The organism is Streptomyces spinosus, assembly GCF_020400655.1.
GTDB lineage: Bacteria > Actinomycetota > Actinomycetes > Streptomycetales > Streptomycetaceae > Streptomyces > Streptomyces argyrophylli.
This window is the reverse complement of the sequence record NZ_JAINRC010000015.1, coordinates 43,063-67,429: the sequence shown is the minus strand read 5'-3', so window position 1 is coordinate 67,429 and position 24,367 is coordinate 43,063. Positions and strand designations below refer to the sequence as shown.

General features: G+C 70.5%; 22 protein-coding genes. 8 read left to right on the top strand and 14 right to left on the bottom strand.

Annotation, left to right across the window (positions count from 1 at the left end; genetic code table 11):
* Nucleotides 1-150 precede the first annotated feature (150 nt).
* Together LG395_RS27545 and LG395_RS27540 are read right to left on the bottom strand one after the other, a co-directional pair.
* Nucleotides 151-1,446 (bottom strand): polysaccharide deacetylase family protein, encoded by a 1,296-nt coding sequence (locus LG395_RS27545; protein ID WP_225811574.1) that lies wholly within the window; start codon nucleotides 1,444-1,446, stop codon nucleotides 151-153.
* A 43-nt stretch (nucleotides 1,447-1,489) separates the two neighbouring features.
* Entirely contained in the window at nucleotides 1,490-3,685 is a 2,196-nt protein-coding gene (locus tag LG395_RS27540; protein WP_225811696.1) for a transglycosylase domain-containing protein, read from the bottom strand.
* Nucleotides 3,686-3,895: 210 nt separating this feature from the next.
* Between LG395_RS27540 and LG395_RS27535 the strand changes: the two genes are divergently transcribed.
* Nucleotides 3,896-4,123 carry an FmdB family zinc ribbon protein gene (locus LG395_RS27535; RefSeq protein WP_171156729.1) on the top strand — a complete coding sequence of 76 codons (228 nt, stop codon included), beginning with the start codon at nucleotides 3,896-3,898 and terminating at the stop codon, nucleotides 4,121-4,123.
* Nucleotides 4,124-4,156: 33 nt separating this feature from the next.
* Here the strand turns inward: LG395_RS27535 and LG395_RS27530 are convergent, their stop codons facing one another.
* From LG395_RS27530 to LG395_RS27520, 3 genes are read right to left on the bottom strand one after another with little or no spacing between them, the layout of a single operon-like run.
* Nucleotides 4,157-4,969, bottom strand: a complete 813-nt coding sequence (locus LG395_RS27530) for an HAD family hydrolase (protein WP_171156727.1) — start codon at nucleotides 4,967-4,969, stop codon at nucleotides 4,157-4,159.
* Entirely contained in the window at nucleotides 4,969-7,431 is a 2,463-nt protein-coding gene (locus LG395_RS27525) for a phosphoribosyltransferase (RefSeq protein WP_225811573.1), read from the bottom strand. Before LG395_RS27525 ends, LG395_RS27530 begins: the two co-directional genes overlap by 1 nt.
* 45 nt (nucleotides 7,432-7,476) lie before the next feature.
* The gene (locus LG395_RS27520; RefSeq protein ID WP_171156723.1) at nucleotides 7,477-8,643 is read right to left on the bottom strand and encodes an HpcH/HpaI aldolase/citrate lyase family protein; all 1,167 of its coding nucleotides are present in this window, start codon (nucleotides 8,641-8,643) and stop codon (nucleotides 7,477-7,479) included.
* Nucleotides 8,644-8,817: 174 nt separating this feature from the next.
* Between LG395_RS27520 and LG395_RS27515 the strand changes: the two genes are divergently transcribed.
* Complete coding sequence (locus LG395_RS27515; protein WP_171156721.1) at nucleotides 8,818-9,537, top strand: TerD family protein; 720 nt, start codon at nucleotides 8,818-8,820, stop codon at nucleotides 9,535-9,537.
* A 23-nt stretch (nucleotides 9,538-9,560) separates the two neighbouring features.
* On the opposite strand, the gene LG395_RS27510 is transcribed toward LG395_RS27515, so the two are convergent.
* The 6 genes from LG395_RS27510 to LG395_RS27485 all read right to left on the bottom strand — a co-directional run bounded on the left by LG395_RS27510 (nucleotide 9,561) and on the right by LG395_RS27485 (nucleotide 14,032).
* Nucleotides 9,561-10,298 (bottom strand): TerD family protein, encoded by a 738-nt coding sequence (locus tag LG395_RS27510; protein ID WP_132783665.1) that lies wholly within the window; start codon nucleotides 10,296-10,298, stop codon nucleotides 9,561-9,563.
* Nucleotides 10,299-10,386: 88 nt separating this feature from the next.
* Nucleotides 10,387-11,526, bottom strand: coding sequence for a DUF475 domain-containing protein (locus LG395_RS27505; protein WP_225811572.1), 1,140 nt, complete (start codon nucleotides 11,524-11,526; stop codon nucleotides 10,387-10,389).
* A 76-nt stretch (nucleotides 11,527-11,602) separates the two neighbouring features.
* Nucleotides 11,603-12,181: a TerD family protein gene (locus tag LG395_RS27500; protein WP_171156718.1), complete on the bottom strand. Its 579-nt coding sequence runs from the start codon at nucleotides 12,179-12,181 to the stop codon at nucleotides 11,603-11,605.
* Between the two features lie 112 nt (nucleotides 12,182-12,293).
* Nucleotides 12,294-12,869, bottom strand: a complete 576-nt coding sequence (locus LG395_RS27495; protein ID WP_132783663.1) for a calcium homeostasis/redox stress adaptation protein — start codon at nucleotides 12,867-12,869, stop codon at nucleotides 12,294-12,296.
* 138 nt (nucleotides 12,870-13,007) lie between these two features.
* A complete protein-coding gene (locus LG395_RS27490; RefSeq protein ID WP_171156715.1) occupies nucleotides 13,008-13,466 on the bottom strand; it encodes a peroxiredoxin in 459 nt (152 codons plus the stop codon).
* 128 nt (nucleotides 13,467-13,594) lie between these two features.
* The gene (locus LG395_RS27485) at nucleotides 13,595-14,032 is read right to left on the bottom strand and encodes a DUF3052 domain-containing protein (RefSeq protein ID WP_030649446.1); all 438 of its coding nucleotides are present in this window, start codon (nucleotides 14,030-14,032) and stop codon (nucleotides 13,595-13,597) included.
* A 395-nt stretch (nucleotides 14,033-14,427) separates the two neighbouring features.
* Between LG395_RS27485 and aceE the strand changes: the two genes are divergently transcribed.
* Complete coding sequence (gene aceE / locus LG395_RS27480; RefSeq protein WP_171156713.1) at nucleotides 14,428-17,175, top strand: pyruvate dehydrogenase (acetyl-transferring), homodimeric type; 2,748 nt, start codon at nucleotides 14,428-14,430, stop codon at nucleotides 17,173-17,175.
* A 123-nt stretch (nucleotides 17,176-17,298) separates the two neighbouring features.
* Nucleotides 17,299-18,120, top strand: coding sequence for a potassium channel family protein (locus LG395_RS27475; RefSeq protein WP_225811571.1), 822 nt, complete (start codon nucleotides 17,299-17,301; stop codon nucleotides 18,118-18,120).
* A 54-nt stretch (nucleotides 18,121-18,174) separates the two neighbouring features.
* Here LG395_RS27475 and LG395_RS27470 read toward each other — a convergent pair whose 3' ends face one another.
* Nucleotides 18,175-18,480 (bottom strand): small hydrophobic protein, encoded by a 306-nt coding sequence (locus LG395_RS27470; RefSeq protein WP_171156709.1) that lies wholly within the window; start codon nucleotides 18,478-18,480, stop codon nucleotides 18,175-18,177.
* Nucleotides 18,481-18,717: 237 nt separating this feature from the next.
* Entirely contained in the window at nucleotides 18,718-20,337 is a 1,620-nt protein-coding gene (locus tag LG395_RS27465) for an MFS transporter (RefSeq protein WP_171156707.1), read from the bottom strand.
* Nucleotides 20,338-20,449: 112 nt separating this feature from the next.
* Between LG395_RS27465 and LG395_RS27460 the strand changes: the two genes are divergently transcribed.
* From LG395_RS27460 to LG395_RS27450, 3 genes are all read left to right on the top strand, one after another.
* The gene (locus tag LG395_RS27460; RefSeq protein WP_171156705.1) at nucleotides 20,450-21,076 is read left to right on the top strand and encodes a TetR family transcriptional regulator; all 627 of its coding nucleotides are present in this window, start codon (nucleotides 20,450-20,452) and stop codon (nucleotides 21,074-21,076) included.
* Nucleotides 21,077-21,203: 127 nt separating this feature from the next.
* The gene (locus tag LG395_RS27455; RefSeq protein ID WP_225811570.1) at nucleotides 21,204-22,421 is read left to right on the top strand and encodes an alpha/beta hydrolase; all 1,218 of its coding nucleotides are present in this window, start codon (nucleotides 21,204-21,206) and stop codon (nucleotides 22,419-22,421) included.
* A gap of 66 nt (nucleotides 22,422-22,487) precedes the next feature.
* Nucleotides 22,488-23,336: a DUF4429 domain-containing protein gene (locus tag LG395_RS27450; protein WP_225811569.1), complete on the top strand. Its 849-nt coding sequence runs from the start codon at nucleotides 22,488-22,490 to the stop codon at nucleotides 23,334-23,336.
* Here LG395_RS27450 and LG395_RS27445 read toward each other — a convergent pair whose 3' ends face one another.
* A complete protein-coding gene (locus tag LG395_RS27445) occupies nucleotides 23,337-23,792 on the bottom strand; it encodes a MerR family transcriptional regulator (RefSeq protein ID WP_030649469.1) in 456 nt (151 codons plus the stop codon).
* A gap of 96 nt (nucleotides 23,793-23,888) precedes the next feature.
* On the opposite strand from LG395_RS27445, the gene LG395_RS27440 reads away from it, so the two are divergent.
* Nucleotides 23,889-24,365 carry a GNAT family N-acetyltransferase gene (locus LG395_RS27440; RefSeq protein ID WP_171156700.1) on the top strand — a complete coding sequence of 159 codons (477 nt, stop codon included), beginning with the start codon at nucleotides 23,889-23,891 and terminating at the stop codon, nucleotides 24,363-24,365.
* Nucleotides 24,366-24,367 lie beyond the last annotated feature (2 nt).

Genomic DNA, 24,367 nt, shown 5'->3' with positions numbered 1-24,367 from the left:
GCCGTGCGGCGCCGCCCACGGCTCAGTCTTCTAGATTTCAATGATGTTCCCCTCTACGCCGGTACACCTACCGGGCGAGGGGCATCTTCGCACGCCGTGGGCGTCGGTTGTGAAGGGGGTTGCACAAGTGGAATCCCCCGCGCCCGCCCGTCACTTGACGACCGCCGACCAGTCCGGCGACTGGGCCGGGTCGAGGCTGCGCAGGGCGGCCAGGGTCTGCGGCTTCTGCGCGTCGAGCCAGTCGGCCAGCTCCTTGAAGGACACGCACTTGACGCCCTTCTTGGTGCAGACGTTCTTGACCACCTGGTCGATGGACTTCATGTAGATGCCACCGTTCCAGTTCTCGAAGTGGTTGCCGATGAACAGCGGGGCCCGGCTGCCGTAGTACACCCGGTTGAAGCCGGCCATGTAGGAGTCGACGGTCTGCTGTTCCCACTGGGGGAACTTGGCCGGATCGCCCTGGGTCTCACCCTCGGACTGGTTGTACAGGAAGTTGAAGTCCATGGACAGGCCCTGGTACTTGCCGCTCTCGTACGGCAGCATCTGCAGCGGGAAGTCCCATATGCCCTTCTTCTTCGACGGCCATATCTGGAAGTCGCCCGGCGAACTGGCGTCGTAGCGCCAGCCGTAGCTCTTCATGGCCTTCAGCAGGTTCGGCTGCCCCTCCAGGCAGGGCGCCCGGCCGCCGGTGACCTCCTTCCTGAAGTCGAAGGGCAGCGGCGCGAGGTCCTTGAAGCCGGTGTTGGTCTTCCAGTGCTCCACGAAGGAGTAGAACTGGTCGATCTCGCTCTTCCACTCCTCAACGCTCCAGTCGCCGCCGCCCTTGGCCCCGCAGAAGTGGCCGTTGAAGTGGGTGCCGATCTCGTTGCCGTCCTCGTACGCCTTGCCGAGCTGCTCCACCGTGGTGCGGATGTGGTCGTCGGTGGCGTAGTCGATGGCGGCGTCGCCCGGGGAGTGCATGGGACCGTGGTACAGCGACTTCTTGCTCTTGGGCAGCAGGTAGATGCCAGTGAGGAAGAAGGTCATGTGGGCGTCGTACTCCTTGGCCAGCTCCCGGTAGTGCGAGAACAGGTGGTCGCTGCCCTCCAGCGCGCCGTCCCAGGAGAAGACCACGAACTGCGGTGGTTTCTCACCGGGCTTGAGCGGCACCGGCTTCAGCTGCCCCTTCTGCGGCCCGGTGTAGGAGGTCGAGCCGTCCCCGAGCACCTTGGTCCTGCCGTCCCACTCAGGGGTCGGGCTGGCCTTCGGCGCGCTCTTCTGTCTCTTGCCGGCCGCGGCGGCCGGGGTGCTGTTGCCGTCCGTGCCGGACAGCGCCAGGAACCCGGCGACCAGCGAGGCGACGACGAGAAGGGCGGCCAGAGTCAGGACCTGCGGCCGGGTGGCGCGGGGCACACTGCGGCTGCGGGGGGCTCGACGGCGGCCTGACGACGACATCTTGCGGGGCATGCGCGGCTCATTCTGCGGAAGGGGAGGGTGTACGGGCCCCGGCTCAGCCGAGACCCGTCGCTGCCGACCAGAGGGCATACGGGACGCTGTGCGCGGACGTGCCGGCCAGGCCCTTGAGCGGCAGTGGCTCCAGGGACTTGGCCAGGTCGATCCGGTAGACGACGATCGCGGTGGACACGGAGTCGGCCGTGCCGACGTACCAGGCGGCGGTGTCCTTCTCGGTGGTGCCGGCCTTCCCCGACACTCCGGACCGGCCGGCCGCCGCCTCGGGATGGGCGGTGCGGAAGGAGTCGCCGAGCGCCTCCGTGACCTGCCGGGCCACTTCGGCGCCGACCGCGCGCCTCGGGCGCGGGGTGGCCAGGGCGACCGGGGAGCCGTTGCGGGTGATCCGGCGCACCGAGTACGGCTCGGTGTGGTTGCCGTCGGCGGCGAAGGTGGCGTAGCCGCTGGCCATCCGGATCGCGCTGGGCGTGGAGTTGCCCATGGACAGGGCCGGGACCTGGGGGCCCATGCTGGAGGACAGCAGCCCGGACGCCACGGCGGTCTGGCGCACCCTGTCCAGGCCGGTGTCCATGCCGAGCTGCATGAACGGCGTGTTCACGGACCGGGCCATGGCCTCGCGCAGGCTGATGTCGCCGTACGACCGGCCGCCGTCGTTGTGCGCGGCGACCTTCTTGCCGCTGCGGTCCCAGTACGGCCCCTCGGGGGTGGTGACGGGCACGCCGTCGTCGCCGTCGTAGACGCTGTCCGGGGTGACGGGGGTGGCGGGTCCGCCGCGCGTCTTGCGCACGCCGTGTTCGAGCCCGGCGGCGTAGACGAACGGCGTGAAGGCGGTGCCGGCCGGGACGGTGGTCGCGTTGGACTCGTTGTAGCCCTGGGTGCGGTGGTCGGGGCCGCCGTAGACGGCGAGGATCCGGCCGTCCGCCGCCACCGAGGCGGCGCCGTAGTGGCCGTTCCTCGCCGCCGCCGGATCGTCCCGCCCGGCCTGCTTGCGGGCCTTGGTGACGGCGTCGGTGAGCGCCTTCTCCCGCTTGCGGTCGAAGGTCGTGTAGATCTGGTAGCCGCCCAGGTCGAACTGCTTGTCCGTCAGGTGCCCCGCCTTCTTGGCGTACTGCGAGGCCAGCTCCACCAGGTAGTCGCTCTGCGCACCGGTGTTGTAGAGCGGGTTGCTCTTCAGGGGCTCGGGGAACTTGGTGTACTTCGCCCGTTCCCGCGGCGACAGCTTGCCGATCTTGACCATGCGGTCGAGGATCCAGGACCAGCGCTCGACGGCCCGCGCGTGGTTGGCCTTGCTGAGCGTGGGGTCGAACAGGCCGGCGCCCTTGAGCAGCCCGGCGAGCATGGCCGCCTCGGAGGCGTCGAGATCGCCGACGTCCTTGCCGTAGTACGCCTGGGCGGCGCGCTGGATGCCGTAGCTGCCGCGGCCGAACCAGCTGGTGTTGAGATAGCCCTCCAGGATCTGGTCCTTGCTCATCCTGTTGTCCAGCTTGAGGGCGATCATCGCTTCGGTGAATTTGCGGCTGATCGTCTGGTTCTGCGTCAGATAGACATTCTTGACGTATTGCTGGGTGATGGTCGATCCGCCCTCGGTGTCCCCCTGTCCCAGGGTGCGGAACACGGCCCGGGTGATGCCTCTGGCGGATATGCCCGGGTCCGAGTAGAAGCTCTCGTTCTCCGCGGCGAGCACCGCCCAGCGGACGTCCGGCGGGATGTCCTTCAGCGGCATCGCCTGCCGCTGCACCCAGCCCGTGCGGGCCATGGGCGTGCCGTCGGACCAGAAGTAGACGTTGTCCTGCTGGGTGGCGTACGAGTTGAGGTTCTCCGGTATGTCCGTCATCGCGTACGCGGTGACGAGGAACGCGCTGAGCAGACCGAACGAGGTCAGGGTGGCGCCGAGCCACTGGCGCCAGGAGGGTATCCAGCGGCGCCAGCCGTCGCGCCCGGGGCGCGGGTACACCGGTTTCAGGCGGCGCGCGTAGGGGGCTATCCGGCGCGCGTACGGGGCCAGCGGGGCCAGCAGCCGGACGACGGCGCCCAGGGCCGCGCTCGCGGGCGCGACGCGCTCCCGTCCGGCCGAGCGCGCGTCACGCCGGCGTTCGGCCCGGCCGCCGCCCGCGGCGGGCGGCTCCGGTGGCGGCGGCACGCGCAACTGCATGGTCTGGTCCGCCCTGAGGGCGTCGACTCTCAGGTGCAGCGTCTCATCGGCGTCCAACGGCTCCTCGCCACGGCCACCCCCCATGGGGCCGTCCTCCCCCTGCGACGCATTGGTCACGCCTGCGTCTCCCTCCGCACTCGGTCTTGCTCGCGCGGGTGAGCTGAGCATCCTCGCAACGGCGTTCACAAATTATCAGTAACGTTTTCGAATGCCCTGCACATATGCCGGATAGAAAGCAACACTCATGAAACATTGAGACGCCCCCGGCCGGGCCCCGACGGCTAACCTGGGGCCATGCCTCGTTACGAGTACCGCTGCCGGACCTGCGGCGACACGTTCGAACTCAGCCGGCCCATGGCGCAGTCCGCCGCCCCCGCGTCGTGCCCCGCGGGGCACGACGACACGGTGAAGCTCCTGTCGACGGTAGCGGTAGGCGTGTCGAACAACACGTCCGCGGTCGCGCCCGCGCCTTCGCCGAGGGCCGGCGGGGGCGGGTGCTGCGGGGGCGGGTGCTGCGGGTAGCCGCCTGCCGGGGTGCCGGGCGCCCCGCGCCCCTCAGATCGGCTGCCGTGCCGCTGTCAGGAACTCCCGCAGGATCCGCTCCCCCGCCAGGACGCCCCGTTCCCGCAGGGCGCTGATCCGCGGGGCCGTCCAGCCGCTGTCGGCGAGTTCGCCGTGGCCGGGGCGCCAGCCGCGGTCGGCGGCCAGCAGCAGGTCGGCGTCGAGCAGGGAGTCCCCCGCGGCCAGCGTCAGCTCCGCGCCGGTGCGCCGGGCCACCTCACGGACGGCCGCGCTCTTGGTGAGCGGCTTCGGCACGGCGTAGATCTTGCGGCCCTGCAGGGACACCGTCCAGCCCCGGTCCTCCGCCCACACCGCGAGCTCCTTCACCCAGTCCCCGGGCAGCAGGTCGCGCTCCACCACGAGGTAGGCGAACAGGTCCTCGGCGATGCGGTGCTTGCGCACCCAGACCGGGTCGGCGGACCGCAGCAGATGCTCGCTGACCTCCGCGAGCGGGGCGCACTCCTCGGCGAGCCGCGCCTGCACGCCCGCGTGCCAGTCCGCGTCGGTGACCCCGTCGACCAGCAGGTGGCCCCCGTTGGCGCAGATCGCGTAGGCCGGCGGCGGCCCCGGCAGGTTGATCCGCTGGTACTGCTTGCGCGTCCGGGTCGTCGTCGGCACGAACACGGCCGTGTCACCGAGGTCGGTGAGCAGCCGGGCCGCGGTCTCGGTCATGTAGGACAGCGGCCTGGCCTCGTGCACCTCCACGCACAGCAGCCGGGGCGCCCTCGGGTCCGGCATGGTCAGCGCCAGGGCCGCCGAGGAGTAGATCAGCGTACGGTCGAGGTCGCTCGCCACCAGCACCGGCATCAGACGTTCACCGCCTTGCCGTCGGCGCCCGTGGCGCCCCGCGTGTACCGGGGGTGGATCAGCCCGACGCAGGTGTACGGCAGGTCGTCCACCTCCTCCACCGGCACCCCGCGCTGCTCGGCGAGCAGCCGCACATGGGCCAGGTCGTCGCCCGCCCCCGCCCGCGCGAGGATCTTCCACGGCACCCGGCGCAGCAGCACCCGGGTGGTCTCGCCGACGCCGGGCTTGACGAGGTTGACGTCGTGGATGCCGTACTCCTCGCTGATCCGCTCGACCGCCCGCCAGCCCGCCCAGGTCGGGGTCCGGTCCGTGGCCGACAGCTCCTTCACCGCGCCGTCCACGCCGTCGGCCACCTCCGGGAAGCGGGCGGCGACGGCGTCGAGGAAGGCCACGGAGACGTCCGCGCCCGCGAGTTCGCGGTAGAACTTGGCGCCGTGGAAGTCGTGCGGGCCGACCAGGTCGGCGCGCAGCACCGTGCGGGAGACGAGCCCGGAGACGGTCGAGTTGAGGCAGGCGGAGGGGATGAGGAAGTCCTCGCGGGTGCCGTAGGTGCGGACGCAGGAGCCGGGGTCGGCCAGGACGGCGATCTCCGGGTCGAATCCGCTGATGCCCTCCTCCCGCTCGAACTCCTCGACTGCTTCGGCGAGTTCGCGGGTGATCGCGCCCTTGCCGGTCCAGCCGTCGACGAACACGACGTCCCGCGGGTCGTGGTGCGCGGCCAGCCAGCGCAGCGCGTTGGCGTCGATGCCCCGGCCGCGCACGATCGACACGGCGTAGTGCGGCAGGTCGAGACCGTGCCGGAAGCGGGCCCAGCGGCGCATCAGGATGCCGACGGGGGTGCCGGCGCGCGCCAGGGACACCAGCACCGGGCGGGGCGAGCGCTCGGTGAGGACGGTCTCGGTCACGACGCCGACGGCCTGCGCGATGCGGGCGGCGGAGGCGTCCAGGGCCGCGTGGAACAGCTCCTGGTACCGCGCGCTGGGCTGGTACTCCACCGGCAGCGACTCGGCGTAGTGCGCGCCCCCGCGCTGGACGGCCTCCTCGCGCTCCTCCGTCGGCGCCTCCAGGGGCACGTCGGACAGGTCCTGGAGCAGCCAGCCGACCTCCTCCGGCGCGTACGAGGAGAACGCGGGGCCGCGGAGGGGCTCGGGCAGCATGGCCGGCCTTTCGGGAGCGTGCGGGAGGTAGGAGGGGACGACCGCGAGCAGGACGTGCGGGACGTGTGCGGCGAGGGCGGCCAGCAGACCGTCCGGCGCGTGCAGGGCGGGGGTGTCGGCGGCGGAGTCGACCACGGCGACGACGGCGTCGAAGCCGGCGCCGGCCACGTTGTAGGCGTACCGTTCGCCGGGCCCGTCGGCCGGGTCGTCGTGGGCCGGGAAGACCAGGCGGCTGCGGATGGCGTAGCCGGGGTCGTCGACCGCGAGCACGGGCGAGCGGGTGGTGGTGGAGAACCGCACCTCGGCGTCCGCCGCCCGCTCCAGCTCGCGCGCGAGCCGCAGCGGGGCGTACATCAGTTCCTCGAAGCCGAGCACCAGGACGCGCCGGGCGCCGGCGGGCAGGGCCGCGCGTATTCGCCCGGCCATGGCGGGCAGCGCCGCTTCGAGCCGGGCCCGGTGGGCGGGGGTGAAGCCGTGCCGCCCGCCGTCGGGGAGCCCGGGGGGCCAGCGCAGGTCGACCCTGGCGACGGGCCCCGGCTGTGGCGCTCCTCCGGGGGCGCGGGCAGCCCCGTCGCCCTCCGGTCCGGCGGCCTCACGCTCCGCGACCAGCCGCTGCCCCTTCTCCAGCACGTCCTCCGGCAGCCGTACGGTGCCGGACGCGGCGGCGATCACGTCGACCCGGGCGCCGATCTCCTCCGCGAACCGCTGGAGGCGGGCCGTGTCCCCGTCCGACCGCATGTCGACCAGGGCGACCACCACGTACCGTCCGCGCGGATACCGTGCGTGCAGATCACGGACGGTGTTCAGCACGGTGTTGCCGGTGGAGAACTCGTCGTCCACCAGCACCAGCGGCCCTTCCCCGGCCAGCAGGGCGGGGTCTTCCGGCAGCAGGAGGTGCGACGTGGCGTGCGAGTGCGACTCCTCGAAGCCGCCCGCGGGGGCGACCCCGGGCACCGGCCGTCGCGTGGAGTGCAGGTACGGCACCGCGCCGAGCCCGTCGGCGACCGCGTGCCCCAGCCCCGTCGCGGTCTCCGCGTAGCCGAGGACGACCGCGGCGCCCGCCTCCGCGCCGAGCAGGGCGGCGACCCGTCGGCCCAGCCGGAAGCCGTGGTCGTACACCACGGCCGGCGACTGGGGGACGTGCTTGCCGAGGACGTTCGAGACCAGCAGGTGCGCCCGCTTGGGGTTGCGCCGCAGCGCGAGCCCGACCAGGGCCGGCAGGCCGTCGTCGCCCACGAGTGCGACCCCGAGCCGCTCGGCGACCCAGCTGCCGGACCAGACCCCGTCGTTCACTGCGTTGTTCATTCGTTCCTTGGAGAGGCGGAGGTGGAGGTGGAGGTGGAGAAGGGTTCAGCCGGGTATGCCGGCGGCGAGCAGTTCCACGAAGCCGACGTCCTCGTTGGCGACGCCGAACACCTCGGCGCGCAACAGGGTCCGCTCGGCCCAGGCGCGGTGCGGTTTCACTTCGTTCATCTTGTTCGTGTAGGCGGACCGCAGTACACCCCCGCCGCCGCGTTCCGGCCGCAGGATGTCCTGGGCGTCGCTGAACTCCTCGTGGCTGACCACGGACAGCGCGTGCACGGGCAGCACGTGGGACGGGTGGATGCAGGTCTTGCCGAGCAGGCCGTTGGCCTGGTCGAGGGAGATCTCCCGGAGCAGTCCGTCCATGGCGTGTTCGATCAGCTTCTCGCGCAGCGAGACGGCCTGCACCTCCAGGAAGGGGCTCTGCCTCAGCTGCGGCTTGAACATGCGTTCGGAGACGCGGAAGTACTCCCAGACCGGGCCGGTGACGGTGAAGCCGGTGCCGTCGGCGCGGCCCAGCATGTTCACGACGTCGGCGATGACGGAGGCGACGATCTGGACGTCGTAGGCGGTCATGTCGGGGGCGCGGCGCAGGCCGTAGGAGGAGCAGAAGTCGGTCACGCCGAGGCGGAGGGCCAGTACCCGGTCCCGGTACTTGCCGACCGCGCGGGAGATGCCCTCCAGGGTCTCCACCCGGGACTCGCGGTAGAGCAGTTCGGGGGACTCCAGGACGGGCATGGCGAAGAGCCGCCGGCCGCTGCTGTTCTCCGCCGCGGTCAGCGCCTCCAGGAAGGGGACGCCGCGTTCCTCGGTGAACTTGGGCAGCACGAACCCGGACAGCAGGCGCACGGCGGGCCCGAGACGGCGGACCAGGTCCGGTATCTGCTCGGGGGTGCGCACCCGGATGAACAGCAGGGGCGGCTCCACCGCGGGCCGGGCGGCGAGGTCGGCGAACTGCCGGACGAGGTTCTCCTCCCCCGGTTCGACGTCCGCGTCGTCGATCGAGTCCTCCAGGCACAGCACCATCGAGACCACGCCGCTGCCGGCCTGTTTGACGATGTCGTCGGCGAGCCGGGGCCGCGTGGCCGGGCTGTACAGCGTGGCACCCAGGGCCGCGGAGAGCAGCCGGGCCGGGGAGTCGGCGGTGAACGCGCACGGCTCCTGGTGGAAGAGGCGCTGCCGCACCTCGGGGGCGATGTGCCCGAAATGACGCATAGGACTCCCTCAGGGCGCGAGCCGAGCCTCTGGGTTCGGTAAAGGGTGGCCGGTAATAGTACGTAGGGATCCGTGTCCGGGGTTCCCTGTGGGCATGAATTCCCGGTAACTCGCCCATGTCGGCGGCCCAGCCCCGCATTGTCGTGACCAGGACCGAGAGGGCAGGATGGCCGCATGACGCACGCCATGCTGAAGGGGTCGAACGTCCCGCTGGAGGCCACCACGGTCCGCGCCGTGCTGCGCTGGACGCCCGGGCAGGGGGTCCCGGACGTGGACGTGTCGGCGCTGCTGCTGGGCCCGGACGGCCGTGTGCGCTCCGACGAGGACTTCGTCTTCTACAACCAGCCCCGGCACCCCTCCGGGAAGGTGTGGCGGCTCGGCAAGAAACGGATCGCCGAGGGGCTGACGGACACGATCCAGACCGAGCTGTCCGGGGTGGAGCCGGGGGTCGGCCGGATCGTGCTGGTCGCCTCCGCGGACGGGGTCGCCTTCGACCAGGTGCCGGCGCTGTGCATCCTGCTGTACGACGCGGCGGTCGCCGACGGGGAGCCGCTGGCCCGGTTCGAGATCAAGCCGGAGACGGGCGCGGAGACGGCGCTGATCTGCGGTGAGCTGTACCGGCGCGGGGAGGGCTGGAAGTTCCGGGCGCTGGGCGAGGGTTACTCGAACGGGCTGAAGGGGCTCGCCACGGACTTCGGGATCTCGGTGGACGAGTCCGAGATGGAGGAGGAGCCGGTTCCCTCCCAGCCGTTGCCCCCGGAGCAGCCGACGGCCGCGGTTCCGGCACAGCCGCCCGCCTACGGCTATCCCCAGCCGATGTCGGCGCCGGTGGCCGTGGCCGGGGACCCCTACTTCCGGCTGCCGCCGCAGGGGCCGCAGTTCCTCGGGCGGTAGTCAGCCCCCGAGGCGGGCGCCGGTCACCTGTCCACCTTCGTCTTGAAGCCCCTGCCCCACTGCAGGCCCCAGCCGTAGAGGCGGTCCAGTTCGCCCTGGAAGCCGTAGACGAACTTCACCTCGCGGCGGACGATCAGTTCGCCCTTGATGTTCTCGATCATGACCACGGCGCAGGAGCGGGCCTGGGGGTGGCGTTCGTCCAGGCCTATCTCGATGCGGGGGCCGTTGCTGGGGTAGAGGGTGACGATGGCGTGCGTACGGTCGAAGGCGGGGGTCTGGTCGTAGATGTAGACGAAGACGAGCAGTCGCTTGAGGGCGTCCCGGTGGTCGAGGTTGACGTACATCGTCTCGCCGGACGCCGAGCCGAACCGGTCGTCGCCGCTGAGTTTGATGTACGGCGGTGCGTTGACGTCGCCGAGATAGCCGCCGAGGGGCTGTACGACCCCTTTCGTGCCGTCGGTCAGTTCATACAGGCAGCCGAGGTCCAGGTCGACGTTGACCATGCTCTGGCCGTGGCCCAGGACCTCCGGCGGTTTCAGTGCCCTGAACGGGTGCCGGAACAGGCTGGTGCGCTGGGCTCCGTCGAAGTCGGAGGTCCGCATCCGCCAGGAGAGGTTGACGCGCAGGTGGCCGGTGGCCGCCTCCTGCTTGGTGAGGGACACCGTCTGGTGCCGCCTGGTCAGTTCTATGGCGTTGGTCGACGCGTTGCCCGAGTCGAAGTCGGCGGCGCGCCCGCCCAGCAGTCCGTCGAAGAAACCCATTCCCGCCCCCAGGTACCTGTTGTGACGCCGACGGGGCGGCCGGCCCTGCCGGCCGCCCCGTTCGAAGCGTTCCTCACCGTCCGGGCCGTCACACCCCGGAGGAGACCTCGGCCTTCTCGTCGCTGCCCGCGCCCGCCGCCGCCAGGGCGCGGTTGCGGCGGACGGAGGAGAAGAAGGAGGCCGCGATCAGGACGACGCCGACGAGACCGGTGACGACCTCGTTGATCTCGTACTGGATGGTGACCATGAGGATGACGGCGAGGGCGCCGATGGCGTAGTGGGCGCCGTGCTCCAGGTAGACGTAGTCGTCGAGGGTGCCCTGGCGGACCAGGTAGACCGTCAGCGACCGGACGTACATGGCGCCGATGCCGAGGCCGAGGGCCATCAGGACGATGTCGTTGGTGATGGCGAAGGCGCCGATCACGCCGTCGAAGGAGAAGGACGCGTCCAGGACCTCGAGGTAGAGGAACATGAAGAACGCGGCCTGGCCGGCCAGGACGATCGCGGGCTTCTGCCTGCCGGTGCGGGCGGCCTCTTCCTCCTCCTCGTGCTCGCGTTCCTCCTCCGCCTCCAGCTTGTCCTCGAAGTAGCCGGAGAGGCCGCCGACGACCATGTAGGTGATCAGGCCGGCGATGCCGGCGATCAGGACCGTCTGGGCCTTGTCCACGTGGGCGCCGCCGTGCTGGTGGGCGTGGGTGGCGAAGGTGAACGACGTGATCAGCAGGACGATCAGGGCGATGCAGACCGACAGCATGTCGACCTTGCCGAGCTTGGCCAGGGGCCGCTCGATCCAGCGCAGCCACTGGATGTCCCGGTCCTCGAAGATGAAGTCGAGGAAGATCATCAGCAGGAACATGCCACCGAACGCGGCGATCGCCGGGTGGGCGTCGGTGACCAGCTGCTGGTAGCGGTCCTTGTTGTTGAGTGCCAGGTCGACGGCCTCGATCGGGCCCATCTTGGCGCTGATCGCGACGATGACGACGGGGAAGACCAGCCGCATGCCGAAGACGGCGATGAGGACGCCGACCGTGAGGAAGATCTTCTGCCAGAAGGCGCTCATCTTCTTCAGGATCCCGGCGTTGACCACCGCGTTGTCGAAGGACAGCGAGATCTCCAGGACGGCCAGGATCGCCACGATGCCGAAGGCGGTCCACCCCCCGTAGAACGCCGCCGCGACCAGACCGAGCGCGGTGACCGCGAACGACCAGCCGAAGGTTTTCAGAAGCACTGGCTACCCCATCGTGTGTGGGGGGCACCTCCCAGACGGAGTCCGGGGGAGGGTCTCCCCTGAGTCGTACCGAGTTTTACGAAACGTTGACTCCGAAGTCTAGAGCGATGCCTCGTAGGCCGGACGCGTACCCCTGACCCACCGCCCGGAACTTCCACTCGCCGTGGTAGCGGTACAGCTCGCCGAAGATCATGGCGGTTTCGGTGGAGGCGTCCTCACTGAGGTCGTAGCGGGCCAGTTCCTGGCCGTCGGCCTGGTTCACGACGCGGATGAAGGCGTTGGAGACCTGGCCGAAGGTCTGCCCGCGCTCGTCCGCCATGTGGATGGAGACGGGGAAGATGATCTTCTCGCACTGCTGCGGCACCTTGGCGAGGTCCACCAGGATCGACTCGTCGTCGCCCTCGCCCTCACCGGTGAGGTTGTCACCGGTGTGCTCCACCGAGCCGTCGGGGCTGGTCAGCTGGTTGTAGAAGACGAACCAGTCGTCGCCCAGCACCCGGTTGCCGGCCCCGCACAGCAGCGCGCTGGCGTCCAGGTCGAAGGGGGCTCCGGTGGTCGACCGCGCGTCCCAGCCCAGTCCGATCATGACGTTGGTGAGGTTCGGCGCGGCTTTGGAGAGGGAGACGTTGCCTCCCTTGGCGAGCGTGACACCCATGATGCTGGTCCTCCCCTGGTGGTGCTTCCCTGGTTGTCCTGCGCGTCCGGCGCCACCCCTAAACGGAGCGGCGCCGGTTGCGCGGGCTGGTGGGTCTCACACGTCCGTCGTGTCAGACGTTGACGCCGAAGTCCTGCGCGATGCCCCGCAGGCCCGACGCGTAGCCCTGGCCGATGGCGCGGAACTTCCACTCCGCGCCGTGCCGGTACAGCTCGCCGAAGACCATGGCCGTCTCGGTCGAGGCGTCCTCGCTCAGGTCGTAGCGAGCGATCTCCTGCCCGCCGGCCTGGTTCACGACGCGGATGAAGGCGTTGCGGACCTGGCCGAAGGACTGCTGGCGGTTCTCGGCGTCGTAGATCGACACCGGGAACACGATCTTTTCGATGTCGGCCGGGACCCCGGCCAGGTTGACCTTGATCTGCTCGTCGTCGCCCTCACCCTCACCGGTGAGGTTGTCACCGGTGTGCTCGACGGAGCCGTCGGGGCTCTTGAGGTTGTTGAAGAAGACGAAGTGCTGGTCGCTCGCGACCTTGCCGGAGTTGTTCAGCAGCAGCGCACTGGCGTCGAGGTCGAAGTCCGTGCCGGTCGTCGTGCGCACGTCCCACCCCAGGCCGACGATGACGGCGGTCAGGCCCGGGGCCTCCTTCGTCAGCGATACGTTGCCGCCCTTGCTGAGGCTGACTCCCACGGGTCCTCCATGTGGTGTCCAGGGGCGGGGAGCCCCGTCGTGCTTCGGATATGGGATCAACGTGCCGATCCTAGTGACGGGTTCCCGCACCCCGCAGACCCTGGACCCGAACAATCACAGGTGTCGCCCGCGATCCGCTCAGAGGGTGTCGAGCGCCTTCACGTAGTCGTTCAGATCACGCGCGTCCGGCAGACCGTTGACCACGGTCCACCGCACGACGCCCTCCTTGTCGATCACGAAGGTGCCCCGGACGGCGCAGCCCTTGTCCTCGTCGAAGACGCCGTACGCGCGCGAGACGTCGCCGTGCGGCCAGAAATCGCTCAGCAGGGGGTACTCCAGGCCCTCCTGCTCGGCGAAGACGCGCAGGGTGTGGATGGAGTCGTTGGAGACGGCGAGCAGCTGGGTGTCGCGGTCCTCGAACTTCGGCAGGTTGTCGCGCAGCTCGCACAGCTCGCCGGTGCACACGCCGGTGAAGGCGAAGGGGTAGAAGAGCAGGACCACGTTCTTCTCGCCGCGGAAGTCCGAGAGCCTCACGGTCCGGCCGTGGTTGTCCTTCAGCTCGAAGTCGGGCGCCTTGTCGCCGACCTGGATCGCCATCGTCGTGCTTCCCTTCGGTGGGCTGTCGGGGTGGGAGCGCGGACGCTCGGTTCCACCCTACGCAGCGGTCACCGGGAACTCCCGGACGGGCTGGGGCGATGTCCAGCCCGTCCGGCGTCCGAGGACGGTCACCTCTTGGACTTGGCCGCCTTCGGCGTCGCCAGCCGGCTGCCGCTCCAGTCCTTGCCGACGCTGACGCTCTTCGAAGCGGTCAGGCCGGCCGTCGTGGCGGCGTCCTGGATGTCGCTCGGCTCCACGTACCCCGCACGGCCGGTCTTCGGCGTGAGGAGCAGGATCGCGCCGCCCTCTTCGATGTACGTGGTGGCATCCACCAGCGCATCCGTCAGGTCGCCGTCGTCGTCACGGAACCACAGCACAACGGCGTCGGCCACGTCGTCGTAGTCCTCGTCCATGAGGTCGCCTGCGATGGTTTCCTCGATGGCCTCGCGGAGCTCCTGATCGACGTCGTCGTCGTAGCCGATCTCCTGGACCACCTGCCCGGGCTGGAACCCCAGCCTGGCGGCAGGGTTCGTCCGCTCCTCCGCGTGGTCCGCGGTCGCGCTCACGGGTTGCCTCCTGATCATGTCTTGGTAAGTATCTCAGCCACGCGCGTGCGCGAAGCATTGGCCGTAGTCCACACGGGCGGGGCGGATCGCGCAAGTACCCGGCCGTCGGGACCGCCGAAACGGTGACGATCCCGGCCGTGTCGCCGCAACTCCCAGCACCGTATCTCGATTCCGCGCGACCCACATCACGCCGATGTGCCCGGTTTGTGGCGTTCGGAATCATCCAGGGTTACGTCGCTCGAACAACTTTGCCATGCCCGTCACACCCCGGGCGTATCGTTGCGTTTTGACCGGTGCAGATGACGGTGCGGATGACGTACGCCTTCCCGAGGTACACGATGGGGAACGGTGTAGGCAGGTGCAACGAACTGGCCCTCTGACAGGTAAGGAACAGCGTGGCTTCCGGATCCGATCGCAATCCGATCATCATTGGCGGCCTTCCGAGTCAGGTTCCTGACTTCGATCCCGAGGAAACCCAGGAGTGGCTCGACTCCCTGGACGCCGCCGTCGACGAGCGCGGCCGGGAGCGGGCCCGCTATCTCATGCTGCGTCTGATCGAGCGCGCCCGCGAGAGGCGCGTGGCCGTGCCCGAGATGCGCAGCACGGACTACGTCAACACGATCCCCACCAAGAGCGAGCCGTTCTTCCCCGGCAACGAGGAGATCGAGCGCAGGATCCTGAACGCCACCCGCTGGAACGCGGCCGTCATGGTCTCGCGCGCCCAGCGCCCGGGCATCGGCGTCGGAGGCCACATCGCCACCTTCGCCTCCTCCGCGTCGCTCTACGACGTCGGCTTCAACCACTTCTTCCGCGGCAAGGACGAGGGCGACGGCGGCGACCAGGTCTTCTTCCAGGGCCACGCCTCCCCCGGCATCTACGCGCGCGCGTACCTGCTCGACCGGCTCACCGAGGAGCAGCTGGACGGCTTCCGGCAGGAGAAGTCGAAGTACCCGAACGGCCTGTCCAGCTACCCGCACCCGCGCTCGATGCCGGACTTCTGGGAGTTCCCGACGGTCTCCATGGGCCTCGGCCCGCTCGGCGCGATCTACCAGGCGCGGATGAACCGCTACATGCAGGCGCGCGGCATCGCCGACACATCCCGGTCGCACGTGTGGGCGTTCCTCGGCGACGGCGAGATGGACGAGCCGGAGTCGCTCGGCCAGCTGTCCATCGCGGCCCGGGAAGGCCTGGACAACCTGACCTTCGTGGTCAACTGCAACCTCCAGCGCCTCGACGGCCCGGTCCGCGGCAACGGCAAGATCATCCAGGAGCTGGAGTCGGTCTTCCGGGGCGCCGGCTGGAACGTGATCAAGCTGATCTGGGACCGCACCTGGGACCCGCTGCTCGCGCAGGACCGGGACGGCGTGCTGGTCAACAAGATGAACATCACGCCGGACGGACAGTTCCAGACGTACGCCACCGAGTCCGGCGCGTACATCCGCGAGCACTTCTTCGGTGACGACCTGCGTCTGCGCGCCATGGTCGAGAACATGACCGACGAGCAGATCCTGCACCTCGGCCGCGGCGGCCACGACCACCGCAAGATCTACGCGGCGTTCAAGGCGGCCAAGGAGCACAAGGGCCAGCCGACGGTCATCCTGGCCAAGACGATCAAGGGCTGGACGCTGGGTCCGAACTTCGAGGGCCGCAACGCCACCCACCAGATGAAGAAGCTGACGGTCGACGACCTCAAGCGCTTCCGGGACCGTCTGCACCTGCCGATCTCCGACCGGGAGCTGGAGTCCGGCCCGCCGCCGTACTACCACCCGGGCCGCAACTCGGAGGAGATCCAGTACATGCACGACCGCCGCAAGGGCCTCGGCGGTTACGTCCCGACCCGTGTCGTCCGCTCCCAGCCGCTCGCCCTGCCGGACGACAAGGCGTACGCGACCGTGAAGAAGGGCACGGGCCAGCAGTCCATCGCGACGACCATGGCCTTCGTGCGTCTCCTGAAGGACCTCATGCGGGACAAGGAGATCGGCAAGCGCTTCGTGCTGATCGCACCGGACGAGTACCGCACGTTCGGCATGGACTCCTTCTTCCCGAGCGCGAAGATCTACAACCCGCTGGGCCAGCAGTACGAGTCGGTCGACCGCGAGCTGCTCCTGGCCTACAAGGAGTCGCCGACCGGCCAGATGCTGCACGACGGCATCTCCGAGGCGGGCTGTACGGCCTCGCTGATCGCGGCGGGCTCGGCGTACGCCACGCACGGCGAGCCGCTGATCCCGGTGTACGTCTTCTACTCGATGTTCGGTTTCCAGCGCACGGGTGACCAGTTCTGGCAGATGGCCGACCAGCTGGCACGCGGATTCGTCCTGGGCGCGACCGCCGGTCGTACGACCCTGACCGGTGAAGGTCTCCAGCACGCGGACGGCCACTCCCAGCTGCTGGCCTCCACCAACCCGGCCTGCGTGGCGTACGACCCGGCGTACGCGTACGAGATCGCGCACATCGTGCGGGACGGGCTGCGCCGGATGTACGGCGGCTCGGCCGAGCACCCGCACGGCGAGGACGTCTTCTACTACCTCACCGTCTACAACGAGCCCATCCAGCACCCGGCCGAGCCGGCGGGCGTGGACGTCGAGGGCATCCTCAAGGGCGTCTACAGGCTCAGGCAGGGCACCAACGGCTCCGTCCCCGCGCAGATCATGGCGTCGGGCGTGGCGGTCCCGTGGGCGCTGGAGGCGCAGCGGCTCCTCGGCGAGGAGTGGAACGTCAGGGCCGACGTGTGGTCCGCGACCTCCTGGAACGAGCTGCGCCGCGAGGCCGTGGAGTGCGAGGAGCACAACCTGCTGCACCCGGAGGAGGAGCAGCGGGTGCCGTACGTGACCCGGAAGCTCAGTGGCGCCGAGGGCCCGTTCGTGGCCGTGTCCGACTGGATGCGATCGGTTCCGGACCAGATCGCGCGCTGGGTGCCCGGGACGTACCAGTCCCTGGGCGCCGACGGCTTCGGCTTCGCCGACACCCGGGGCGCGGCGCGCCGCTTCTTCCACATCGACGCCCAGTCGATCGTGGTGGCGGTGCTGACCGAGCTGGCGCGCGAGGGCAAGGTCGACCGCTCCGTGCTCAAGCAGGCCATCGACCGCTACCAGCTGCTGGACGTCCGGGCGGCGGATCCGGGGGCGGCGGGCGGCGACGCGTAGCCGGTGCCCTCGGCTTCGGCCGACAAGGAGCGTGGGGATCTGCCGGTCCGGGGGGGGTTGATCGCGCGGTTCCCCGCGCCCCTGACGGGGCGCCGCCCTTACGGTTTCTTTACGATTGTCGGCATGGATCAGCTGTCGGCGCAGGCTCGGTGGGAGGGACGTACGCAGCGGCCCCTGCTGGGGCTCGCGGTGGCGTTCGCCGTGGCGTACGCGGTGCCGATCGTGGACGCCTCCGCCGGGCACTTCCTGACCACCCTGTGCACGGGTGTCGAGTGGGTGGTGTGGGCGGCGTTCGCCCTCGACTACCTGGTCCGGCTGACCCTCGCCCCGCACCGACGGGACTTCGTACGGCGGCACTGGCCCGACCTGTGCGCGGTGGTCCTGCCGGTCCTGCAACCGCTGCGGCTGCTGCGGCTGGTGTCGACGCTGCTGCTGGTCGGCCGGCGGGCGCGGATGGCTCCGCAGATCCGGCTGACCACCTACGTCGTCGGGGCCGTGATCGGCCTGCTGATGTTCGGGTCGCTGGCGGTGCTGTCCGTGGAGCGGGAGGCACCGGACGGGAACATCCGGACACTGGGTGACGCCGTGTGGTGGTCGTTCACCACCATGACGACCGTCGGGTACGGGGACCACGCGCCGACGACCGGGCTCGGACGGATGATCGCCGTCGGGCTGATGCTGTCGGGGATCGCGCTGCTCGGTGTCGTCACCGCGAACATCGCCGCGTGGTTCATCTCGCGGTTCGAGAAGGACGACGTGGAGGAGCGGCGTCAGACCGAGGCCATCGCCGCCCTGGCCGAAGAGCTGCGGCTGCTGCGGGCGGAGGTGGCCCGGCTGGCCGAACGCGAGCGCCCCGGACGGGAGGTGGAGGACCGCGCGAGCGGCCACGAGGTGCCCGCGGCCGCCAACGCGCCCGCGCCCCTGGGGCGGGACGCCGCCGGCTAGGGTCTTTTCGTCCGGATCAGGCCGCGAGCCCGGCATGATCCGGACGAAAAGGCCCTAGAGGAGCCCGTGGCCCCACGTCGCCGCGCCCGCCAGGGCGACGATGGCGAGCAACGTGTCGATGGCGCCCAGGATCAGGGCGACCAGTGCGGGGATGTTGCCGTCGTTGGACCACTTGCGGCCCATCGACTGCCAACCGCAGAACATCGCCACCGGGCCGAGGATGATGCCCAGCGCGAAAAATCCGGCCACGGCACAGATCGTGCCGATGATCCCGAGCGTCGCACGGTCCGGCCCGGTCCGCTGCCACGTGCGGCCGCGCGACCGGGGGTACCCGCTCGTTCCTCGCCCGAAGCCCGCCATCATCAACTCCTCGCGGTGTGTGGACCGTTCGGCTTCGGTGTGCGGGTACCCCGGTTCCGCGCCGGCAGACGTGCGCGCGCTGCCCCCCTCCAGCAGCGCGCGCCGCGGTCCGGCCCCCGACCTGCCCTGCGGAGGACTTGACCCACTGTGACCTGCGGCGCGTGCCGGGAGCGAGCGATCTTTAGCGGAGTCACCCTGATAGGGGAACTCCGCCGGGCAAGGGCGCGGAGGCCGGGCTCAGATGTGGCCCACGCCCACGCCCGCCTCCGCGTTCGCGCCCCGCTTGGTGAGCAGCGCGACGAGGACGGCGACCAGTGCCACGCCGGCCGCGACGAGGGAGGCGAGGCTCATGCCCGAGATGAAGGTGTCGTGGGCGACGGCGGTGATCTTCGCGGCGACCGGCTCCGGCATGCCCTTCGTCACCGGGGCCACACCGACCTGGACCGCCTCGGAGGCCTTGTCGAGCTGATCCGGGGTCAGCTTCGGCAGCCCGGCGTCCGCCCAGTTGCCCGGCAGGTCACGGTCGACCTTGGAGGCCATCACCGCGCCGAGCACCGCCGTACCGAGGCTGCTGCCGATCTGCATGGCCGCCTGCTGGAGGCCGCCGGCGACACCGGACAGCTCCAGGGGCGCGTTGCCGACGATGACCTCGGTGGCGCCGACCATGACCGGCGCGAGGCCCAGGCCGAGCAGCGCGAACCAGACGGACATCAGACCGCTGCCGGTGTCGGGCTCCAGCGTCGACATGCCGTACAGCGCCACCGCCGTCACGGCCATGCCGAAGGCCAGCGGGACGCGCGGCCCGAGCTTGGTGATCGCGGTGCCGGCGAGCGGCGAGCCGACGATCATCATGCCGGTGAGCGGCAGCAGGTGCAGACCGGCCGTGACAGGGGTCATCCCGTGGACGTTCTGCAGGTAGAACGTCACGAAGAACAGGCCGCCCAGGAAGGCGATGGCCATCAGGACCATCAGGACGACGCCCGCCGACAGGGCCACCGAGCGGAACAGGCCCAGCGGGATCAGGGGTTCGGCGACCTTCGTCTCCCAGAAGGCGAACAGGGCGAAGAGCACCACGGACAGGGCCATGAACGTCCACGTCTTGCCGTCGCCCCAGCCCCAGGTCGGGGCCTTGATGAGCGCCCAGACCAGGCAGAACATCGCGCCGGACAGCAGGGCGATGCCGAGGAGGTCGAAGGAGCGCGGGGCGTTCTCGGCCCGGTGGTCGAGCAGGATCATGGTGCCGAGGAGCAGCGCGAGGGCGCCGACCGGCACGTTGATGAAGAAGACCGACTGCCAGTTGACGTGCTCGACGAGGACGCCGCCGAGGATCGGGCCGCCCGCCGTGGACGCGCCGATCACCATGCCCCACACACCGATGGCCATGTTCAGCTTCTCGGCCGGGAAGGTGGCCCGCAGCACACCGAGCGCGGCCGGCATCAGCAGCGCGCCGAACAGGCCCTGGAAGACGCGGAAGGTGACGACGGCGGCGATGCTGCCGGACAGCCCGATGGCGCCGGACGCGGCGGCGAAGCCGGTCACACCGATGAGGAAGGTCTGCCGGTGGCCGAAGCGGTCACCGAGCTTGCCCGCGGTGATCAGCGTGACCGCGAGGGCGAGGAAGTAGGCGTTGGACACCCACTGCACGTCGGCGAAGGACGCGTTGAGGTCGTCGCGGATGGCCGGGTTGGCGATGGCCACGATGGTGCCGTCGAGGGCCACCATCATGACCCCTACGGCGACGGTGATGAGGGTGAGCCACGGGTGGCCGCGCAGGCCAGGGGCCGACGGGGGCCCCGACGGGGCTGCCGGCGCCTCGTCCCCCGGCCCCGTCGCGTCGACAGTGGTCTGACTAGTCATACTTCTCAGGCTAGTGACAGTCACTGACAGTTGACAAACCAATTCACTCGCCGGTTACTGACACGACATCGGCGCATAGGCTGGACGGCCTAAGACGCACGGGAGAGAGGCCATGGAGACGCTGCGCGAGCGCAAGAAGCGGCGTACGAGGGAATCGCTGCTGCGGGCCGCTCTCGAACTGTTCACCACGCAGGGTTACGAGCACACGACCGTCGACGAGATCGCCGAGGCCGTCGACGTCTCGCAGCGCACCTTCTTCCGCTACTTCGCGGGCAAGGAGGAGGTGGCCTTCGCGGTGCAGAACATCACGGAGGCGGCCTTCGTCGCGGCCGTCCGCGCGCGTCCGCCGCACGAGGCGCCGATGAAGGCCCTGCGGCAGGCGTTCCTCGAGGGCTGGGACGCGATACGCGAGACCGTCGAGTCGCTCGTCCCGGTCGAGCTGTACCTGCGCATGTACCGGACGATCGAGTCGACGCCCGCGCTGCTCGCCGCCCATCTGCGCCGGTCGGCGGCGACCGAGGAGACGCTCGCCCGCCTGCTGGCCGAGCGGGAGGGCGTCGACGTGGACACCGATCCGCGCCCCCGGCTGGCGGTGGCCGTCTTCGCCGGGGTGATACGGGTCACCGAGCGGCAGTGCTCCCTGCGCGAGGACTTCGGCCCGGAGGCGCTCCGCACGCTCAGCGCGGCGTACCTCGATCAGGTGGGTTCGGCACTCACGGGTAACTGGCGCGCGGCCTGAGAGCGTTGACGGATCGCCGGACACCGTGTCCGGCGGATCGCCGTCCCGGCGTTCGGTTACCGCCGAAACGTGATCCCTGTCACTCGGTTACCCCGAGACCCTGCCGTTCTCCTAGTGTGTCCTCCCAGTGACTTCCTTCGACACCTCCCCGCAATGGAACGTCTGGCGCGCACTGCTGGCGCTGGCCGTCGTGTTCGTGATGCTCGCGACCACCGGCTGGACCGCCCTGCGCAGTCACCGGGAGTCGACAGCCCTTCAGGCCTCGCTCACCAAGTGGGAGCACGGCCGCCTCCACGGCCGCGGCCTGCCGGACCCGGGAGCCGACCCGTCCCGGCTGGCCCGCTTCTTCGCCTCGCTCACCCCGCACGACCGCGGCCGCCTCGCCCACCGCTACCCGCTGGCGGTCGGCAACATGAACGGCGCGCCCGTCTCCCTGCGCTACCGGGCCAACCGCATCGCGCTGGCGCAGGCCCGCGAGACCGAGCACAAGCGCGTGCACGACAGCCGGCTCAGCACGGCGGGCCAGCAGGACGCGGCCCGCCGGATGGACCGCTACGCGTCCCTGCTGAGCCCCGGCCGGCACATCCTGGCCTTCGACCCCGAGGGCTCGGGCCGGGTCGCCGAGGTCTTCGGCGACCTCTCCACGGCGCAGCGGATCTCGGTCGTCGTCCCCGGCGTCGACACCGACGTGCTCACCTTCCAGCGGACGAACCGCAAGTACAGCGCCCCGGTCGGCATGGCCACGGCCCTGTACGCGGCGGAGCGCGAGGCGAGCCCGGGGACCCGTACGGCCGTGATCGCCTGGGCCGACTACACCTCCCCCGACGGGCTGGGGGTGGACGCGGCCACCGGGCTGCGCGCCGAGGAGGGGGCCGTACGGCTGAACGCGCTGCTGCGCGCGCTGCCCGGCCGGGCCCCGGTGTCGATGTTCTGTCACAGCTACGGCTCGGTGGTCTGCGGGGTCGCCGCACACGGCATGCCCCGCCGGGTCGCCGACATAGCGGTGGCCGCGAGCCCCGGCATGCGCGTCGCCAAGGCCTCCCACCTGGGCACGACGGCCCGGGTGTGGGCCATGCGGGACGCCAGTGACTGGGTGCAGGATGTTCCGTACCTGGAGCTGGGCGGTCTCGGCCACGGCGCCGACCCGGTCTCCTCGGCGTTCGGGGCGCGGGTGCTGTCGGCCCGGGACGCCCAGGGGCACAGCGGCTACTTCCAGCCCGGCACGGACAGCCTGCGCAACCTCGCCGACATCGGCGTGGGCGCGTACGACGCGGTGACGTGCGCACGGGAGAACGATGCGTGCCGGTCCGGTCTGTCCGGCACGGTGACGGCCGGACGCGCGTAGAAACAGCAGGAAGTGCGGTCTGCGCGGGTGGCGACGGAGGAGCACGTGCCGCATACGATGAGCCGCATGGGTGACGTACTGGCGGGTTTTCATGCCGTCTGGGAGTTCGAGTCCGACTCCGTGCTCATCCGTTACGAACGGGGGATTCGAACACCGAAGCTGTTCCAGGCGCTCGGCGAGCGCCGGATCCCGCTGTCCGCGGTCGAGGGCGTGACCCTCGCCCCGGGCAGGCGCGGCACAGTCGTCCTGCGCCTGACGCCTCGTGCGGGCGCCGATCCGCTGATGGAGGCGGCCGACGGCCAGTTGAAGGAGGGGTCCGACCCCTACCGGCTGGTGCTGCCGGCCGAGCGGGAGACCCTCGCCGAGTACTACGCCGACGAACTGAAGGGCCTGCTGACCGAGTCGGGGCCCGCCGAGCAGCACCTGGTGGCGGCGCCCGAGGCGCCGCTGCAGTTCAAGGCGTACGACGGGAAGGCGTCCTTCGACGGGACGTCCGTGCAGTTCCGCTGGTCCTGGACCGGGGCGTCGTCGGCGAAGTGGAAGGCCGGCGACCAGAGCTTTCCGGTGGCCGGGCTGAGCGGGGTGGAGTGGCGCTCCCCGGAGATCTTCGAGGGGCACCTGCGCCTGGTGCCCCGCGAACCGGGCTCCGCGCGCTCGGCGCAGCCGGACCAGGATCCGGCGTCGGTGGTGTTCGGGCTCGGGTACGGGCCGGTGCACGAGTCGCTGCCGTTCGCCGCTGCCGTGCTGGCGGCCGTGCGGGCGCGCGGTCCGGTGCCCGCCGTACCGGCCCCGGCACGGCGGGACCCCGCCGACATCGCCGAACGGATCCGGCACCTCGGGGAGCTGCACCAGGCGGGGCTGGTCACCGACGAGGAGTTCTCCTCCAAGAAGGCCGAGCTGCTGGCCGAACTGTAGCTACCGCTCGCGCCCGTAGAAGCTGATCTTCCTGTCCAGGACGCCCAGCGTGTCGTGGAGTTCCGCGATCCTGGACAGGACGTCCCTGCGGGTCGACTCCAGCAGTTGACGGCGCTCCGCGAAGGTGTGGTCGCCCTCCCTGACGAGTTCGGCGTAGCGCACCATGTCCGCCACCGGCATGCCGGTCAGCCGGAGCTTGGTCACGAAGTCCAGCCAGTCCAGGTCGCGGTTGCTGTAGCGGCGCTGGCCGGTGTGCGAGCGGTCCACGTGCGGCATCAGCCCGATCCGCTCGTACCAGCGCAGCGTGTGCGCGGTCAGGCCGGTGAACGCGACGACCTCGCTGATCGTGTAGCGGTCCTGGCCGTCGGGGCGGGGGTGCCGCCGGGGCGGGGCGGAGCAGATGTCGGCGGGGGTGGCGTGCTCGGTGGCCGCTGGCGTGGTCTGCATCACCGTCATGCCCCCACGCTATGGCCTTGGAGTGCACTCCAAGCAAGCGGGTTCGCCGGGAAATCGGCGGGACGGCACCCGGGGCGGCTGGTTAGCGTGCGTCCCATGAGACGTGTACGCCGGGCCCGGCCCGAGGACGCCGCCGAAGTGTTGCGACTGCGCCAGGTGATGATCGACTCCCTGTCGGGTGCGGGAGGTTCCGGGTCCGCCGAGTGGCACGCGGAGTCGCTGCCGGTGCTGCGGGAACGGCTCGCCGACCGGGACGGGGACTTCGCGGCGTTCGTCGTGGAGCATCCCGGCCGGCCCGGGGCGCTGGCCGCGCTGGTGGCAGGGACGGTGGAGTACCGCATCGGCCGGGCAGGAAACCCGCGGGGGCGGGTCGGGCACGTCTTCAGCGTGGCGACCGACCCGGACGCCCGGCGGCGGGGGTACGCGCGCGCGTGCATGGAGGAGCTGCTGGACTGGTTCCGGGCGCGCGGTGCCGGGCACGTGCTGCTGAACGCCTCGCCGGAGGCCGAGCCGCTGTACTCCTCCCTCGGCTTCACACGGGACCCCGACCCGTCGATGCGGCTGCCGCTGTGAGC

Bases quoted from the DNA above. Each gene is read 5' to 3' on its own strand.
- LG395_RS27545 (WP_225811574.1), bottom strand. From the start codon at position 1,446: ATGCCCCGCAAGATGTCGTCGTCAGGCCGCCGTCGAGCCCCCCGCAGC.
- LG395_RS27540 (WP_225811696.1), bottom strand. From the start codon at position 3,685: ATGGGGGGTGGCCGTGGCGAGGAGCCGTTGGACGCCGATGAGACGCTG.
- LG395_RS27535 (WP_171156729.1), top strand. From the start codon at position 3,896: ATGCCTCGTTACGAGTACCGCTGCCGGACCTGCGGCGACACGTTCGAA.
- LG395_RS27530 (WP_171156727.1), bottom strand. From the start codon at position 4,969: ATGCCGGTGCTGGTGGCGAGCGACCTCGACCGTACGCTGATCTACTCC.
- LG395_RS27525 (WP_225811573.1), bottom strand. From the start codon at position 7,431: ATGAACAACGCAGTGAACGACGGGGTCTGGTCCGGCAGCTGGGTCGCC.
- LG395_RS27520 (WP_171156723.1), bottom strand. From the start codon at position 8,643: ATGCGTCATTTCGGGCACATCGCCCCCGAGGTGCGGCAGCGCCTCTTC.
- LG395_RS27515 (WP_171156721.1), top strand. From the start codon at position 8,818: ATGACGCACGCCATGCTGAAGGGGTCGAACGTCCCGCTGGAGGCCACC.
- LG395_RS27510 (WP_132783665.1), bottom strand. From the start codon at position 10,298: ATGGGTTTCTTCGACGGACTGCTGGGCGGGCGCGCCGCCGACTTCGAC.
- LG395_RS27500 (WP_171156718.1), bottom strand. From the start codon at position 12,181: ATGGGTGTCACGCTCGCCAAGGGAGGCAACGTCTCCCTCTCCAAAGCC.
- LG395_RS27490 (WP_171156715.1), bottom strand. From the start codon at position 13,466: ATGGCGATCCAGGTCGGCGACAAGGCGCCCGACTTCGAGCTGAAGGAC.
- LG395_RS27475 (WP_225811571.1), top strand. From the start codon at position 17,299: ATGGATCAGCTGTCGGCGCAGGCTCGGTGGGAGGGACGTACGCAGCGG.
- LG395_RS27470 (WP_171156709.1), bottom strand. From the start codon at position 18,480: ATGGCGGGCTTCGGGCGAGGAACGAGCGGGTACCCCCGGTCGCGCGGC.
- LG395_RS27465 (WP_171156707.1), bottom strand. From the start codon at position 20,337: ATGACTAGTCAGACCACTGTCGACGCGACGGGGCCGGGGGACGAGGCG.
- LG395_RS27460 (WP_171156705.1), top strand. From the start codon at position 20,450: ATGGAGACGCTGCGCGAGCGCAAGAAGCGGCGTACGAGGGAATCGCTG.
- LG395_RS27450 (WP_225811569.1), top strand. From the start codon at position 22,488: ATGGGTGACGTACTGGCGGGTTTTCATGCCGTCTGGGAGTTCGAGTCC.
- LG395_RS27445 (WP_030649469.1), bottom strand. From the start codon at position 23,792: ATGACGGTGATGCAGACCACGCCAGCGGCCACCGAGCACGCCACCCCC.
- LG395_RS27440 (WP_171156700.1), top strand. From the start codon at position 23,889: ATGAGACGTGTACGCCGGGCCCGGCCCGAGGACGCCGCCGAAGTGTTG.